Source organism: Pantoea sp. PvP021, from assembly GCF_054056055.1.
Map to the genome: position 1 here is coordinate 67,671 of NZ_JBSRXX010000003.1, position 15,291 is coordinate 82,961.

Here is a 15,291-nt window from a genome sequence, read left to right on the forward strand (position 1 = left end):
AGCACGACACAAACGCCGGCCCTGTGCCGGCGTTTTTGTTTTTGTGCCTTTCAATCGCCGCTGTTCGCGTTACTGCGCGCGAATAAAGCTGCCGTCTGGCTGACGTGTAAACAGCACCGGACCGTTTGCGCCCTCCACCGTCAGACCGGTTACAGCCCCCTGCGCATCCTGACGGATTTTCACCTGCTGACCACTTTTCAGTGAGCTGAGTGGCTGATCGCTGCCTTCCACCCGCGCCATCGCAAACACATCATTGACCGGCAGACTATTATCACGAAACAGCTGCGCCAGCGTCTGACCGGAAGCGATGGTCAGATTGCGCCACTCGCCCTGAGAATCGGCTTTTGGCGTCTGCTGAGACGGTGAGGATGACGGCTGGCGGCTACTGTTGTTCTCATAAATATCCGCCTGCATCGGCACCTCTTTCTCCGTCTGGGGTGCGACCGGCTGCTCGACCGGATAGCGCAGCGTGCTGGCGGGCCAGAGAAACGCCACCAGCATCACCAGCAGTGCGGCCACAATGCCACGGCGGTGCAGCGCAGGCAGCGGGTCCATCCAGCGAATGTGGTCGGTAAAATGCCAGATACGCTGAAGCCATGTCGGCAGGCGGGATGACGTGTCTGAAGCCATTCGGGGTTCCTCCTCTCCGGCAGGCTGCTTTAGCCTGCGTGCGGCCAGCCAGGTCTGCAACCGGGATACAAGATATTTTGCACGCATCCTGCGGCGTCGTGGGGCTATCTGGCCCATGTTTGCTCTCTTATTCGTGTGCTATAGAGGGGGTGATCCCCCCCGATAGTTATAGTATGGGCAATACCGGCGCGAAGTGCCTGCCAGCATTGATAAAATTGACGGCTCTATTGTTTCTCTTTCCCCGGCAAAAGTCATCTGCGATGCAGGGCATTTTACGCCAGCGGCCTGCGCTGCTATGCTGCCGGTTCGAATTTATCCGAGAGTGAAAGGAACGAAGATGACTACCCCTTCTTTCGACAGCGTCGAAGCACAAGCAAGTTACGGTATTGGTTTACAGGTTGGCCAGCAGTTGCTGGAATCTGGTCTGCAGGGTCTGCAACCAGAAGCACTGCTCGCGGGTCTGCGCGACGCGCTGGAAGGGAACTCGCCGGCCGTACCGGTTGATGTGGTTCATCGCGCACTGCGTGAAGTGCATGAACGCGCTGAAGGCGTGCGTCGTGAGCGCACCGAAGCCATGGCCGCAGAAGGTCAGGCGTTCCTGCAGGAACATGCGCAGCGTGAAGGCGTGAGCAGTACCGAATCAGGTCTGCAGTTCAGCGTGATTACTCAGGGCGAAGGTCCAATCCCATCACGTCAGGATCGCGTACGCGTTCACTACACCGGTAAACTGATCGACGGCAGCGTATTCGACAGCTCTGTTGCCCGTGGCGAACCGGCGGAATTCCCGGTAAGCGGCGTAATTCCAGGCTGGATTGAAGCGCTGACCCTGATGCCGGTTGGCTCAAAATGGGAACTGGTGATCCCACAGAACCTCGCGTATGGCGAGCGCGGTGCGGGTGCCTCTATCCCACCATTCAGCACCCTGATCTTCGAAGTCGAACTGCTGGAAATTCTGTAATTCCGGACGCTGCAACCCCCCCGGTTGCAGCGTTTTCTTCCGCCTTATTTCTGCTGTAAATTCACCTGCCACAGAGCAAAGCCGATCGCATCTGTCCCTTTGGGCTGAAGCGGATATTGCGCATGCTGCTTAATAAATCCGGTCGCTTTATCACCCGGTGCCGTTTCAAACTGAATGTCGAGCGGGGTGGATGAGGTAATCGGTGCCAGCCGCCAGTTATTGTCCGCCTTCGGCTGAACTTCACCGTGCGCTTTGGTTTCCGCGCTGATGTAGGCGGCAACCACGGAACGGTTCTCATCCGGCGAGGCAAAGGCAATGTATTTATCTCCGGTGCCGGCAAACTTGCCGCCGTAAGCGCGATAGTTATTGGTCGCCACCAGGAAGGTCGCCTGTGGATCGACGGGTTTACCCTGCCAGCTAAGCTGACGGATACGTGAGGCCTCAGGATGGATCAACTGACACTCTGCGTCGTAGCGTGCGGGCTGGGTCACATCAATCTGATAATTAACCCCGTCAATCACATCAAAGTTATAGGTGCGGAAATCCCAGTTGATCAGCGACTGCGTTTTCGTGCTGTGGGGATCGATCTGATTAAACTGGCCCGCTGAGCACTCCAGCCACTCTTTTACCTGCGCACCGGTGACTTTCATGACCACCAGGGTATTGGGATAAAGATAGAGATCGGCCGCGTTACGGAAGGTCAGCGCGCCTTTCTCTACTTCGACATAGCTGGCCGGATCGTTTTTACGTCCGCCCGCTTTAAACGGCGCAGCAGCAGAGAGCACCGGCAGGCGGCCCAGATCCGGATCGCCCTGAATGAAATGCTCCACGTAGGCGCGCTGGGCATTATTGACGATCTGTACCGTCGGATCGTCCTGTACCAGCGACAGGTAGCTGTACATCACATCGGCGGACTTGCCGATGGGCTTCGCCACAAACTCCCGCGTGGCGCGGTGATCGTCAGCCAGTACCTTCACCAGCGCCGGATCCTCTGCCGCCAGCGATTTCTTCGCTGCGGTATCGTAGATTGGCCGCGCCTGTGCTTTGCCGCTGCTCACCTGCCAGCGTCCGCCCTCATTGTTCAGCACCAGGTCAACCACGCCAAGGTGATCGCCCCACATGCCTGGCATCACCGCCGGAATACCGTTCAGGGTGCCGTTGGCGATATCTGCACCCTTGATGTCAGCAAACTCCTTGCCGGGGAAGACCGCATGCGCATGACCAAACAGGATGGCGTTAATGCCTTCCACCTGGCTGAGATAGTAAACCGAGTTCTCCGCCATCGTGTGATACGGCTCGCTGCTCAGGCCGGAGTGGGGAATAGCGATAATCAGATCGGAGCCCTGCGCGCGCATCTCAGGCACGTAGCGGCGAGCCGTTTCGGTGATGTCATCGACGCGTACCTTGCCCTGCAGGTTGGCTTTATCCCACACCATGATCTGCGGCGGCACAAAGCCGATATAACCTATCTTCAGGGTCTGCGTTTTGCCCTCACGATCAACCACCGTAGTGGATTTGATGAGGTATGGGGTAAACAGCGGTTTGCCGCTCTTCACATCAATCACGTTGGCGTTCACATAGGGAAAGCGTGCGCCCGCCAGCGCTTTTTTCAGGTAGGGCAGGCCATAATTGAATTCATGATTACCGAGGTTACCGACGCTGTAATCCAGCGTGTTGAGCGCCTTGTAGACCGGATGGATCTCGCCCTCACGTAATCCTTTGGCCGCCATGTAGTCACCCAGCGGGCTGCCCTGAATGATGTCGCCGTTATCGACCAGCAGGCTGTTTTTCACCTCCTGGCGTGCGGCGTGGATCAGCGTGGCGGTTCGCACCAGACCAAACTTCTCGGTTGGCGTGTCTTTGTAATAGTCGAAATCCATCATATTGCTGTGCAGATCGGTGGTTTCCAGTATCCGCAAATCCACCGTCGCCGCCTGGGTGGCGACGGAAACGCTCAGTGCCAGTAACATCATTCCGGGCTTAAACATGCTTGCTCCTGCTGCAAAATAAATAAGGATCTCAAAATAATGTAAAAGCATGACAGATAGTCATTTTAAATCGTGATGGGTATAACGTTTTGACGCATCGGTCAGCGTCGGATTCTTAAACGATGGAGGCGTAGCGGCACAGGCGTGGCGATAAATGGGTAACTATGATATTGATATATCTATAAATTGAATCGCCGAAGTGCCTGTGAATGGGCACTTCAGGCGGAACTGCTAAAATGTCACTATCTGACGATGAGCTGATCCTGCAGCAGACAGACACAATGAGGTGAAAAATGTTAGAGCAAATCTGCCAACTGGCACGCGAAGCAGGCGACGCGATTATGCAGGTCTATAACGGTGCCGCGCCGCTTGACGTTTCTCACAAATCGGATGATTCGCCGGTGACTGCCGCGGATATCGCTGCACACGAGGTGATCCTCGCTGGCCTCAAAAAGTTAACGCCTGATCTCCCCGTGCTGTCAGAAGAAGATCCGCCAGCCTGGGAGGTGCGTCAGCACTGGCAGCGCTACTGGCTGGTCGATCCGCTGGATGGCACCAAAGAGTTCATCAAGCGTAACGGCGAATTTACCGTTAATATTGCGCTAATCGAAGCAGGCAAGCCGGTAATGGGCGTAGTCTATGCGCCGGTGCTGGGCGTGATGTATTCCGCTGCAGACGGCAAAGCGTGGAAAGAGGAGGGCGGTCAGCGTGAACAGATTCATGTCCGTGATGCGCGTCCTCCGCTGGTGGTGGTGAGCCGTTCACATGGCGACGACGATGAGATGAAAGAGTACCTGAAGCAGTTAGGTGAACATCAGACCGTCGCGACCGGATCCTCACTGAAATTCTGCCTGGTGGCAGAAGGAAAAGCCCAGCTCTATCCCCGTTTCGGACCCACCAACATCTGGGATACCGGCGCGGGTCATGCCGTGGCGATGGCGGCGGGCGCGCATGTGCACGACTGGCAGGGTAAAACTCTGGACTACGCGCCGCGCGAATCCTTCCTTAATCCTGGCTTCCGCGTTTCACTGTTTTAACGCTGTCTGAGCGCTCAGCCTGCTGAAGGCTGAAGCCCCGGCGGGCGATGCTCTTCCCACCGGGGCTTCAGCGATTAATCCTTCAGCAGGGAGGTGACCAGCGTAATCACTTTTGTCACTTCATCCTGCGTCAGCGATCCATCCTTCACAAATTTCACCTTACCCTGCTTATCCAGCACCACAATGGCGGAACCGCCCGGCTGTAACTGCCAGGCATGCTGCACATTGCCCTTGCTGTCGACAACAAACTGCGACCACGGATATTGCTGCTTGTTGGTCTCGACGCTGCTGCGCACAAACATGCCCGTACCGGGAATGGCATCATCTGTATTCACGATGGTGGTGGTCTGATAGCGATCATGCGGCAGCTTCGCGGCCTTAATCGCCTCGATCAATGCGGCATTCATCTCTTTAGCGGATGAGCGACCCGCGATGTGCTGAACCACGCGAACTTTTCCGCCGAGCTGCGCGCTATTCCAGTTTTTGTAGCTAAACTTATCCTGCTGCAATAACAGCTCGCCTTTGTCGTTCACGCCAACGGCCGGTACCCGCATATCCTGCCTGAGGTTATGAGCCATCACGCTTGCCGGTATCAGTAAAGACAACGCTACAGCTGCCAGAATTATTCGCATTGCTATTTCCTTGAGTGATCAGACCAGTTAGTCATTTTACTGCAATAGTAAGCAGGGATGATGCGCCTGTCCTGGAAAGGTGTCAGGTTTGTTATGGCCTCCACAATTCCTTAACCAACGAAGGTTTATACTGTGTTGTGTGAGCCTGATAACAGAGTGTTCTGTAATGATGTGTCAATTCAGTAAAAAAAATCACTTTTAGGAACATTAGTAGGTTTGAGTGTTCTATAGTTATCGCGAATTCGCGCTTCATGGGCTGGAACCAAATTTGGAAACGGCGAAGCGTGCTTAAAAATGTACAGGAGTTAGTCAGTATGAAGATCTTCCAGCGCTATAATCCGCTACAAATAGCGAAATATGTAAAAACGCTGTTCAAAGGAAGGTTGTATATCAAGGACGTCGGCGCGTTCGAGTTCGACAAAGGGAAAGTATTAATCCCGCGCGTCAAAGACAAACAGCACCTGAGCGTGATGTCAGAAATTAACCGCCAGGTCGTTCGTCTCAAACTTGAGTTCAACTAATCATAAGGGCGCCGATGGCGCCCTTAGTGTCTGGCCAGTCAGGCCATTTTATTTGTCACTCTGAACCTGAGCAGTGCCAACAATTCTCACAGACTACGTCACATTCCGGTTGTTCCGCGCTGTCCATGTCCAGACTGCTGGTCATTCTACTCTTCTTCGCTTTTCGTCATGCTCAGCACCGGCGGTCGTTCATCGATGCGGGTGACCAGCAGCTGATCGATGCGATAGCTATCAATATCCACCACCTCGAACTTGTAGCCAGCAAACTTCACAAAATCGGTACGCTTCGGAATCTTACGCAACATATACATCATAAAGCCACCGATGGTTTCGTAGTTGCCTGACTGCGGGAAATCATCAATGTCCAGCACGCGCATCACGTCATCAATCGGCGTACCGCCTTCAACCAGCCATGAATTCTCATCGCGCGCTACAATCTGCTCTTCCATACCCTGGCCAACCAGATCGCCCATCAGCGTGGTCATTACATCATTCAGGGTAATAATGCCCACAACCAGCGCATATTCGTTCATGATCACCGCGAAATCTTCTCCGGCGGTTTTAAAACTTTCCAGTGCTTCAGAGAGGGTCAGCGTGTCCGGCACGATCAGCGCCGAGCGAATCTGCAGGCCGCTGTTCAGCGCCATGCTCTGATTACCCAGCACGCGCAGCAGCAGCTCTTTGGAGTCGACATAGCCAACGATATGGTCGATATCGCCGCTGCAGACCAGAAACTTCGAGTGAGGATGCTGGGCGATTTTGGTTTTGAGGCTGGTCTCATCTTCGTGCAGATCAAACCAGACAATATTCTCACGTGAGGTCATGGAGGAGGGAACAGTACGTGACTCCAGCTCAAACACGTTTTCAATCAGCTCGTGCTCCTGCTTACGCAGCACGCCAGCCAGCGCACCCGCTTCAACCACCGCGTAGATATCGTCGGAGGTGATGTCATCTTTACGCACCATCGGCAGCTTGAAAATACGGAAGAAGACGTTAGCCAGGCCATTAAACAGAAACACCAACGGACGCATTATCAGCAGGCAGAAACGCATCGGGTTGATGATGCGCAGCGCGATGGTTTCCGGTGCGACCATGCCGACCCGCTTTGGGGTTAAGTCAGCAAACAGGATAAACAGGCTGGTGACGATGGTGAAGGAGCAGATAAAGCTGAGCTGCTCCGCCAGTTCCGGCGAGACAAACCGGTTAAACAGGCCGCTGAAAACCGGCGAAAACGCCGCATCGCCAACAATACCCCCCAGGATGGCGACGGCGTTGAGGCCAATCTGCACCACGGTGAAGAACATGCCCGGCGTTTCCTGCATTTTCAGCACGCGCTGCGCATTTACGTTGCCTTCATCGGCCAGCAGTTTCAGTTTGATCTTACGGGCGGCCGCCAGCGAGATCTCCGACAGAGAGAAAAAGGCACTGATTACGATCAGTAACAGAATGACAAGTAAGCTATCTAACATATGAGATCCAAAGGGTTATCCACTTGTCATTTTTGGCCTGGGCAGCGTGGGTAAGCGCAAACAGAGTTGGTTTATCCGTGAAACAAAGCTATCCGTGCCAAAAATGTCTGCGCCAGTTCGACAACAAACGACATGTCGGGGCAGAAATGAAAACAGGCGGCATGCCTGTGGTGGCCGATTATAGCAGGAGCGCTCATTGCGCCGCCAGAGGGCAAACCGCTGCTTAAGGGCGCATTAGCAGCCAGAGCGGCCGGTTACAGACTCGGATTTATCTGAGTGAGTCATATCGGACTGATCATTCCGACCCGCAGGAGTTGTATCGCTCACCCCATTTACCGACAATAGCCCCGTTATTTGACTTAGATGTCAGAGTTGCTCCGCCGTTTGCCATAAAGTGCGGCTATGATGAGGATGTTGCCGTTGCGGTAGTGCGGGCAAAGAAGATTAATAAGCGCCCCGCGGAAAAGGGGCCGGCATGATTAACAGGAGTACAGGTGCCACGATTTTATGTTTATTGCATGGCTGGCCTGCTGCTTGCCGCGCCCGCCCTTGAGGCGGCGACAGTGCGATTACAGGTAGACGGCTTATCCGGGGATCTGCAAAAGAATGTCAGAGCGCGTCTGTCCACCATCGGCAGCGATGAGGTCTCTAATGATGGCCGCTTTCGCGCGCGCGTTTCTGTTGCGATAAAAGAGGGGCTGCGCGCGCTCGGTTATTACGAGCCCACCATCGATTTCGAATCCCGCCCCGCGCCTGCGCAGGGTGGACGACCGGTATTAGTGGCACACGTAACGCCTGGTGAACCGGTAAAAATCGGCGGCAGCACGATTGTGGTCGAAGGCGATGCGCGCAATGACGCGGATTACAAAGCCTGGGTGAAGCAGGGACGCCCTGAAGTGGGCAGCCAGCTTAACCACGGGCAATATGACAAATTCAAAAGCGGCTTCTCTAATCTCGCACTGCGTAACGGCTATTTCGACGGCACGTTTAAAAAAAGCCAGCTTGGTGTCTCGGTTGAGCGGCGTGAAGCGTTCTGGGATATCGACTACGACAGTGGCGAACGCTATCGCTTCGGCGACGTTACTTTCCAGGGATCGCAAATTCGCGAAGAGTACCTGCAAAACCTGGTGCCGTTTAAAGAGGGGGACTACTACAGCTCCCGCGATTTAGCCGAGCTGAATCGCCGCCTCTCCGCTACCGGCTGGTTTAATTCGGTGGTGGTCGCGCCGGAATTCAGCAAGGGACGACAGACCAAAGTGCTGCCGCTGAGCGCAGTAATGTCACCCCGCACCGAAAACACCATTGAAACCGGCGTCGGCTATTCCACAGACGTCGGTCCGCGCCTGAAAGGGACCTGGAAAAAACCGTGGATCAACGACAGCGGCCACAGCCTGGCGGCCAGCGCCTACGTTTCCGCGCCGGAACAGCAGGTCGATCTCAGCTACAAAGTGCCGCTGCTGAAAAGCCCGCTTGAGCAGTACTACACCTTCTCCGGCGGCCTGAAGCGCACCGACCTCAACGACACCAAAGCGGATACCACGACGCTTGCGATGTCGCGCAACTGGGACAGCAGCAGCGGCTGGCAGAAGGCGGTCAACCTGCGCTGGAGCCTGGATCACTTTACTCAGGGCAGCGTGACCAACACCACTATGCTGCTCTATCCCGGCGTCAGCGTAAACCGTACCCGTTCCCGTGGCGGCCTGATGCCGACATGGGGCGATTCACAGCGCTATTCGGCAGACGTCTCTGATACCACCTGGGGTTCAGACGTCGACTTCCTGATCCTGCAGGCGCAAAACGTCTGGATCCGTACCCTTGGCGACAGTCATCGCTTTGTGGCACGTGGCAATCTGGGCTGGATCGAAACCAACGACTTCGACAAAGTGCCGCCGGATCTGCGCTTCTTTGCCGGTGGTGACCGCAGTATTCGTGGCTACAAATACAAAAATATTTCACCGCGCGATGATGACGGCAAACTCACCGGTGCATCAAAACTCGCCACCGGATCGCTGGAATATCAGTACAACGTCACCGGGAAATGGTGGGGCGCGGTGTTTGTCGACTCGGGCGAAGCGGTTAACGACATCAAGCAAAGTAACGTCAAAACCGGTGCGGGCGTCGGCGTGCGCTGGTCTTCACCGGTTGGCCCAATCAAATTTGATATCGCCAGACCCATCGGGGATGACGAAGAGCATGGATTACAATTTTACGTAGGGCTGGGGCCAGAACTATGAAGCTGTGGAAAAAGGTCCTGATCGGCATTCTGATCTTTCTGGTCGTGCTGTTGGGTGGGGTGGCATTTTTAATCGGTACCACGCCTGGGCTGCATTTAGTACTGAAAGGTGCGTCGCGCTGGGTGCCGGGCCTGTCAATCAAACAGGTCGATGGGGGCTGGCGTAACCTGACCCTTAACGGTCTGCGTTACGAAATGCCCGGCGTCAGCGTTGATGCCGGGCAAATTCATCTGGCAGTGGATCTCAACTGCCTGCTGCACTCCTCCGTGTGCGTTAACGATGTCTCCCTGCGCGATATCAGCGTGGTGGTCGACAGCAAGAAAATGACGCCAGCGGCACCAGCGCCGGAAGAGGAGAGTGGCAACACTAACCTCAGCACGCCATACCCCATCACGCTGCGTCACTTTGGCCTGCACAATATCAATGTCAAAGTTGATGACACCGCAATATCGCTGCTCGACTTCACCACCGGCCTGCAGTGGCAGGATCGTGCGCTGACGCTGAACCCGACCCATATTCAAAGCCTGCTGATTGCGCTGCCGAAAGCGGCGAAAGTGGTCAATGACGAGGTGGTGGAGCCGAAAGTCCAGCAGCCACATCCTGCTGAAAAACCGCTGGGTGAAACGCTGCAGGCGATGTTTGCGCAACCCCTGCTGCCTGCGATGCCTGATTTCCGTCTGCCACTGGATATTGAGGTGCAGCAGATTCTGGGTGAACAGCTGCGCATTACCGGCGACACCGATATTTCCGTCAGCCGGTTGCTGCTGAAAGCCAGAACCGCCGATCGTCAGATGCAGCTCAGCACGCTGGAGGTGGACTCGAACCTCGGCAACCTGAAGGGTAGCGGTCAGGCGACGCTCGCGGATAACTGGCCGGTCGATTTCTCCCTTAACGGCACAGTGAATACCGATCCGATTAAAGGCGAAAAGCTCGCGCTGAAACTTAATGGCGCGATGCGCGACGAGCTGAAGATGGGGCTGAACCTCTCCGGTCCGGTGAATGCGCAGCTGGACGCCACGACCCAGCTGGCGGTGGCGGGACTGCCGCTGTCACTGAAGCTGACCAGTCCGCAGTTACGCTGGCCGCTGACCGGTCCGGTAGCGTATCAGGCGGATAACCTGGACTATCAGTTCAAAGGCAAAGCCACCGACTATGTGATGTCGCTGCAGACTGCCGTGAAGGGTGAATCTGTACCACCGGCGACGATCTCGCTGACGGGTAAAGGCAACGTCGAGCAGTTCAGCCTCGACCGCCTGCGCGTGGCTGCGCTGCAGGGCAATATCGATCTCACCGCGCTGGTGGACTGGAGCAAGGCGATAAGCTGGCGCAGTGAGCTGACGCTGGCGGGAATTAATACCGCTAAACAGTATCCCGACTGGCCAGCAAGGCTGGATGGCAAAATCACCACCCGCGGCAGTCTGTATGGTGGCAGCTGGCAACTGAGCGTGCCGCAGCTACAGCTGAAAGGCAATGTGAAACAGAACGCCGTGACCGCTGATGGCTCCCTGACCGGTAACAGCTACAACCAGTGGACGGTGCCGGGCATTAAGCTGGCGCTGGGACGCAACCATCTGGATGTTAAAGGGGCGCTGGGCGACAGTCTGGATCTCGATGCCAGTATCGACGCACCCCAGCTCGACAATGCGCTGCCGGGTCTGGGCGGCGTCATCAACGGCACAATAAAAGCGCGGGGTACCCTGAAGGCACCGCAGCTGCTGGCCGATCTTAATGCCCGTGGTCTGCGCTGGCAGCAGATGCAGATCAATCGCGTCACCCTGAATGGCGACGTCCGTTCCGGCGAGCAGGTGGCGGGTAAACTGCAACTGCGCGTCGAGCAGCTGAAGCAGGATGCGCTGAACATCAGCCTGCTGACGCTGAACGCGGACGGCAATGAGCATCAGCATCAGCTGAAGCTCAATGTGCAGGGCAAACCGGTCTCTGGCCAGCTGGCGCTGAACGGCAGCTTTGATCGCCAGACGGAGCGCTGGAAAGGGTCGCTGAACGACACCCACTTTGATACGCCAGTCGGTGAGTGGCGTCTGACCCGCGCCATGGCCATCGACTATCTGAACAGCCGCCAGACGGCCACCATCGGCCCGCACTGCTGGCAGAACCCCAATGCGCAAATTTGTGTGCCGGAGCCGGTTGAAGCGGGCCCGGCAGGCAAGGCGCATGTGGTGCTGAATCGCTTTGACCTGGCGATGGTGAAGCCGTTTATGCCGGATGCGACTCAGCTTAGCGGCCTGTTCAGCGGTGACGTGCGCGTCAACTGGACTGCCGATGGCAGCCTGCCGACCGGTACCGTGGCGCTGAAGGGCAACGGCGTGAAAGTGGTGCAGGATGTGCAGGGCAACAATCTGCCGATCGCCTTTGACACGCTGAACCTCAATGCCGCGCTGCGAAACGGACGCGCCCAGCTCGACTGGCTGATCCGCATCGCCAATAACGGTCAGCTGGATGGCAACGTGCAGATCGACGATCCGCAAAACCGCCGCACGCTGGGCGGTAACGTCAACATCCGCAATGTCTCGCTGGCGATGCTCAATCCGGCGCTGATGCAGGGCGAGAAGATCAAAGGCAGCCTGAACAGCAGCCTGCGCCTGGGCGGCAGCGTGCAGCAGCCGCAGGTATTTGGTCAGCTTGGCCTGACGGGTGTGGATGTGGATGGCAACTTTATGCCGGTTGACCTGACCAGTGCCAACCTGAATCTGGTGTTTAACGGCATGAGCTCCACCCTGAACGGGCTGGTGCAGACCGGGCAGGGCAATATCAACCTCAGCGGTAACGCAGACTGGAGCCAGCTCGACAACTGGCGTGCGCGCATTGCGGCGCAGGGCAGCCGGGTTCGCGTGACCGTGCCGCCGATGGTGCGCATGGATGTCTCGCCGGATCTGGTGTTTGAAGCGACGCCAGCGGCCTTTAACCTTGATGGCCGGGTCGATATCCCATGGGCGCGCATCACGGTGCAGGAAGTGCCGGAAAGCGCCACCGGCGTCTCGTCGGATGAGGTGTTGCTGGATAAACAGCTGAAGCCGATTGCACCGCAAACCGCCGCGATTCCGATTAACAGCAATCTGGTGATCCACGTCGGCAACGATGTGCGACTCTCTGCGTTTGGCCTGAAAGCGAAGCTGAATGGCGATCTGAAAATGGTGCAGGATAAGTCAGGACTCGGCCTGAACGGTCAGATCAACATTCCGTCCGGTCGCTTCCACGCTTATGGTCAGGATCTGATCGTACGTAAAGGCGAGCTGCAGTTTGCCGGTCCGCCGGATCAGCCTTACGTCAACCTGGAAGCCATCCGTAACCCGGATGCTACCGAGGATGGCGTCACCGCGGGTCTGCGCGTCACTGGCCTGGCGGATGAGCCAAAAGCGGAAGTCTTCTCCGATCCGGCGATGTCGCAACAGGAAGCGCTTTCCTATCTGCTGCGCGGTCAGGGATTGGGCAGCGATGGCGACAGTAACGCCCTCACTTCAGCACTTGTTGGCTTAGGGGTTGCACAAAGTGGGCAGGTTGTGGGTAAAATCGGGGAGACATTCGGTGTCAGCAATCTCGCTGTTGATACTGCCGGTGTTGGCGACAGCCAGCAGGTGCAGGTCAGCGGCTATGTGCTACCGGGTCTGCAGGTAAAATACGGTGTTGGCATATTTGATTCACTGGCGACGTTAACCTTGCGTTACCGCCTGATGCCTAAACTCTATCTGGAAGCCGTGTCCGGTGTGGATCAGGCTCTCGATTTGCTCTATCAGTTTGAGTTTTAGCAATGCGAATAATTGTCTACGGCAGTTTACGGCGCAAACAGGGAAACAGTCACTGGATGACGAATGCGCAGTGGCTGGGTGATCACCAGATTGAAGGCTTTGAGCTTTACAGTCTGGGCCATTATCCCGGCGTGATTGAGGGCAATGGAGCGGTACATTGTGAGGTGTACCGCATTGATGCCTCAACCCTTGCGGAGCTGGATGCGCTTCGCACCAAAGGGGGAGAGTACAAACGTTATCTGACTCAGACGCCGTTTGGCAGTGCATGGCTTTATGTCTATCAACGCTCAGTGGCAGGACGCCAGCGCATCATGAGTGGTGACTGGCTGAAGCGCGATGAGGAGCCAGAGGCCTGAACAAAAACACCGTCCATCCGGACGGTGTTTTTTTTTCGACTCACAAACCGGCAGCAGAATTACTTCTTCTGTGCGCGCTCGTAAGAGGAGATGATTTCAGCTTTAGCGGCTTCGGCATTATCCCAGCCATCCACTTTCACCCATTTGCCTTTTTCCAGATCTTTGTAGTGCTCAAAGAAGTGGGTGATCTGTGCACGCAGCAGTTCTGGCAGGTCGTTCACATCTTTGATGTGATCGTACTCTTTAGAGAGTTTGGTGTGCGGAACGGCAACCAGTTTGGCATCTTCGCCAGACTCGTCGGTCATTTTCAGCACGCCAACCGGACGGCAGCGGATCACTGAGCCTGGAACCAGTGGATACGGGGTCGGAACCAGTACGTCAACCGGATCACCATCCAGAGAAAGGGTATGGTTGATGTAGCCGTAGTTGCACGGATAGAACATGGCGGTAGACATGAAACGGTCTACAAACAGGGCACCAGACTCTTTATCAACTTCATATTTGATCGGATCAGCATTCGCTGGGATCTCAATGACAACGTAGATATCTTCTGGCAGGTCTTTACCTGCTGGCACCTGGTTCAAACTCATCTGGCATTCCTTCAGTAGTCGTATGTTGAGTGTCGGCTATTATAGCCAACTGACTCTGAAAGTATGCCCCCTTTTTGGCGTTTCGGAATGCGCCCAAACGCTACTTAGCCGCCACAAACAGCGAAACAATGCCTGCGGCAATCAGTGGTCCTACCGGCACCCCTCGGAAGAACGCCACGCCAATCACTGTACCAATCAGCAGACCACCAATCACCGAAGGCTGGACGCTCATAAAGTTCACGCCACGGCCGCCCAGCCAGGCGACAAAGATCCCCACCAGAATCGCCACAATCGACTTCCAGTTAGCAAACGACTTGATCAGCGCAGAGGCGGGCAGTGAGCCGCTTGCCAGCGGGGCCATCACCGCCACCGTAAGAATAATGATGCCTAAGGTAATGCCCTGTTTTTCTACGTAGGGGAAGAACTGTGCCAGCGGGGTAATTTTAATCGCCAGCAGCACCAGAATTGAAATCGTGACCGCGTTGTTGTGAACGAAATAACTCAGTACGGCAAGGCAAATCAGAATGATGGTCGAGGCGTAAGCAGCCATGGTTTCTCCCTGAAGGTTAATGAGCGCGCTGACTTCAGCCAGCGCAAAAACCGGTTATCGATCAGCAGTCATCGGGGTTAGCACAGCTGCCTTTACCAAGTGACTGCAACATCAGTGCCTGATTGCGCACCAGGCTCAGGCTCTGAGCGCTCAGCGAAACGCTGCCCAGCGTGCCTTGTGAACTGAGCTGGCTGCGGCTCGCCTCAAGCCAGCTGTCGCGGTAGCTCATCCAGACGCGTTGCGCGGCACGCAGTTTGTTTTTAGGTTCGCCGGAGAGGGTTTTCATCAGTTTGTTGTACTGCTTATTCATCTCCTGATCCCAGGCCCGATTGGCCGCAGCGTAGCACTGGTTCATGGCAAGGGTAGTCGAGGCGTCATTGAGGCAGCGATCGGGCGAGGCGTCTGTCGGCAGATCCTCTGCCAGCACCGCTGTGCTGAGGCACAGCAGCATCAGAAGTAATCCTGGTTTCATTCTTTTCTCCGGATAACGGATAAGCGGCGATTAGCTTGATGGATGTTCCCGTGATGATCAAGTTGTTAACACTAATCAGGGTTAAAGTTT

The 15,291-nt window shown here is 55.8% G+C and carries 13 protein-coding genes; 6 read left to right on the top strand and 7 right to left on the bottom strand.

Features of this window, described 5'->3' with window-relative positions:
• Positions 1–69: 69 nt before the first annotated feature.
• Positions 70–747, bottom strand: a complete 678-nt coding sequence (locus ACVKSX_RS11920; protein WP_153020899.1) for a LysM-like peptidoglycan-binding domain-containing protein — start codon at positions 745–747, stop codon at positions 70–72.
• Between the two features lie 220 nt (positions 748–967).
• Between ACVKSX_RS11920 and fklB the strand changes: the two genes are divergently transcribed.
• Positions 968–1,588 (top strand): FKBP-type peptidyl-prolyl cis-trans isomerase, encoded by a 621-nt coding sequence (gene fklB, locus ACVKSX_RS11925; protein WP_010256433.1) that lies wholly within the window; start codon positions 968–970, stop codon positions 1,586–1,588.
• Positions 1,589–1,632: 44 nt separating this feature from the next.
• Here fklB and ACVKSX_RS11930 read toward each other — a convergent pair whose 3' ends face one another.
• A complete protein-coding gene (locus ACVKSX_RS11930; RefSeq protein WP_061902006.1) occupies positions 1,633–3,576 on the bottom strand; it encodes a bifunctional 2',3'-cyclic-nucleotide 2'-phosphodiesterase/3'-nucleotidase in 1,944 nt (647 codons plus the stop codon).
• Positions 3,577–3,869: 293 nt separating this feature from the next.
• Here ACVKSX_RS11930 and cysQ point away from each other — a divergent pair, with 293 nt between their 5' ends.
• Positions 3,870–4,613, top strand: a complete 744-nt coding sequence (cysQ, locus tag ACVKSX_RS11935) for a 3'(2'),5'-bisphosphate nucleotidase CysQ (RefSeq protein WP_010256437.1) — start codon at positions 3,870–3,872, stop codon at positions 4,611–4,613.
• Positions 4,614–4,687: 74 nt separating this feature from the next.
• On the opposite strand, the gene ACVKSX_RS11940 is transcribed toward cysQ, so the two are convergent.
• Positions 4,688–5,245 carry a YtfJ family protein gene (locus ACVKSX_RS11940; RefSeq protein ID WP_337030888.1) on the bottom strand — a complete coding sequence of 186 codons (558 nt, stop codon included), beginning with the start codon at positions 5,243–5,245 and terminating at the stop codon, positions 4,688–4,690.
• A 314-nt stretch (positions 5,246–5,559) separates the two neighbouring features.
• On the opposite strand from ACVKSX_RS11940, the gene ACVKSX_RS11945 reads away from it, so the two are divergent.
• The gene (locus tag ACVKSX_RS11945; RefSeq protein ID WP_003855513.1) at positions 5,560–5,766 is read left to right on the top strand and encodes a DUF1107 domain-containing protein; all 207 of its coding nucleotides are present in this window, start codon (positions 5,560–5,562) and stop codon (positions 5,764–5,766) included.
• A gap of 146 nt (positions 5,767–5,912) precedes the next feature.
• Here the strand turns inward: ACVKSX_RS11945 and ACVKSX_RS11950 are convergent, their stop codons facing one another.
• Positions 5,913–7,235 (bottom strand): hemolysin family protein, encoded by a 1,323-nt coding sequence (locus ACVKSX_RS11950; protein ID WP_010256442.1) that lies wholly within the window; start codon positions 7,233–7,235, stop codon positions 5,913–5,915.
• A gap of 518 nt (positions 7,236–7,753) precedes the next feature.
• On the opposite strand from ACVKSX_RS11950, the gene tamA reads away from it, so the two are divergent.
• From tamA to ACVKSX_RS11965, 3 genes are read left to right on the top strand one after another with little or no spacing between them, the layout of a single operon-like run.
• Positions 7,754–9,469: an autotransporter assembly complex protein TamA gene (gene tamA, locus ACVKSX_RS11955; protein WP_174819611.1), complete on the top strand. Its 1,716-nt coding sequence runs from the start codon at positions 7,754–7,756 to the stop codon at positions 9,467–9,469.
• On the top strand, positions 9,466–13,233 hold the full coding sequence (gene tamB, locus ACVKSX_RS11960; RefSeq protein ID WP_256844456.1) for an autotransporter assembly complex protein TamB: 3,768 nt from the start codon (positions 9,466–9,468) through the stop codon (positions 13,231–13,233). Before tamA ends, tamB begins: the two co-directional genes overlap by 4 nt.
• A gap of 2 nt (positions 13,234–13,235) precedes the next feature.
• A complete protein-coding gene (locus ACVKSX_RS11965) occupies positions 13,236–13,589 on the top strand; it encodes a gamma-glutamylcyclotransferase family protein (protein WP_010256451.1) in 354 nt (117 codons plus the stop codon).
• A 59-nt stretch (positions 13,590–13,648) separates the two neighbouring features.
• Here ACVKSX_RS11965 and ppa read toward each other — a convergent pair whose 3' ends face one another.
• From ppa to ACVKSX_RS11980, 3 genes are all read right to left on the bottom strand, one after another.
• The gene (gene ppa / locus ACVKSX_RS11970; RefSeq protein ID WP_003855519.1) at positions 13,649–14,179 is read right to left on the bottom strand and encodes an inorganic diphosphatase; all 531 of its coding nucleotides are present in this window, start codon (positions 14,177–14,179) and stop codon (positions 13,649–13,651) included.
• Between the two features lie 100 nt (positions 14,180–14,279).
• On the bottom strand, positions 14,280–14,729 hold the full coding sequence (locus ACVKSX_RS11975; RefSeq protein WP_003855520.1) for a DUF441 domain-containing protein: 450 nt from the start codon (positions 14,727–14,729) through the stop codon (positions 14,280–14,282).
• Positions 14,730–14,790: 61 nt separating this feature from the next.
• Positions 14,791–15,201 (bottom strand): lysozyme inhibitor LprI family protein, encoded by a 411-nt coding sequence (locus tag ACVKSX_RS11980; RefSeq protein WP_354438926.1) that lies wholly within the window; start codon positions 15,199–15,201, stop codon positions 14,791–14,793.
• Positions 15,202–15,291: the final 90 nt, after the last annotated feature.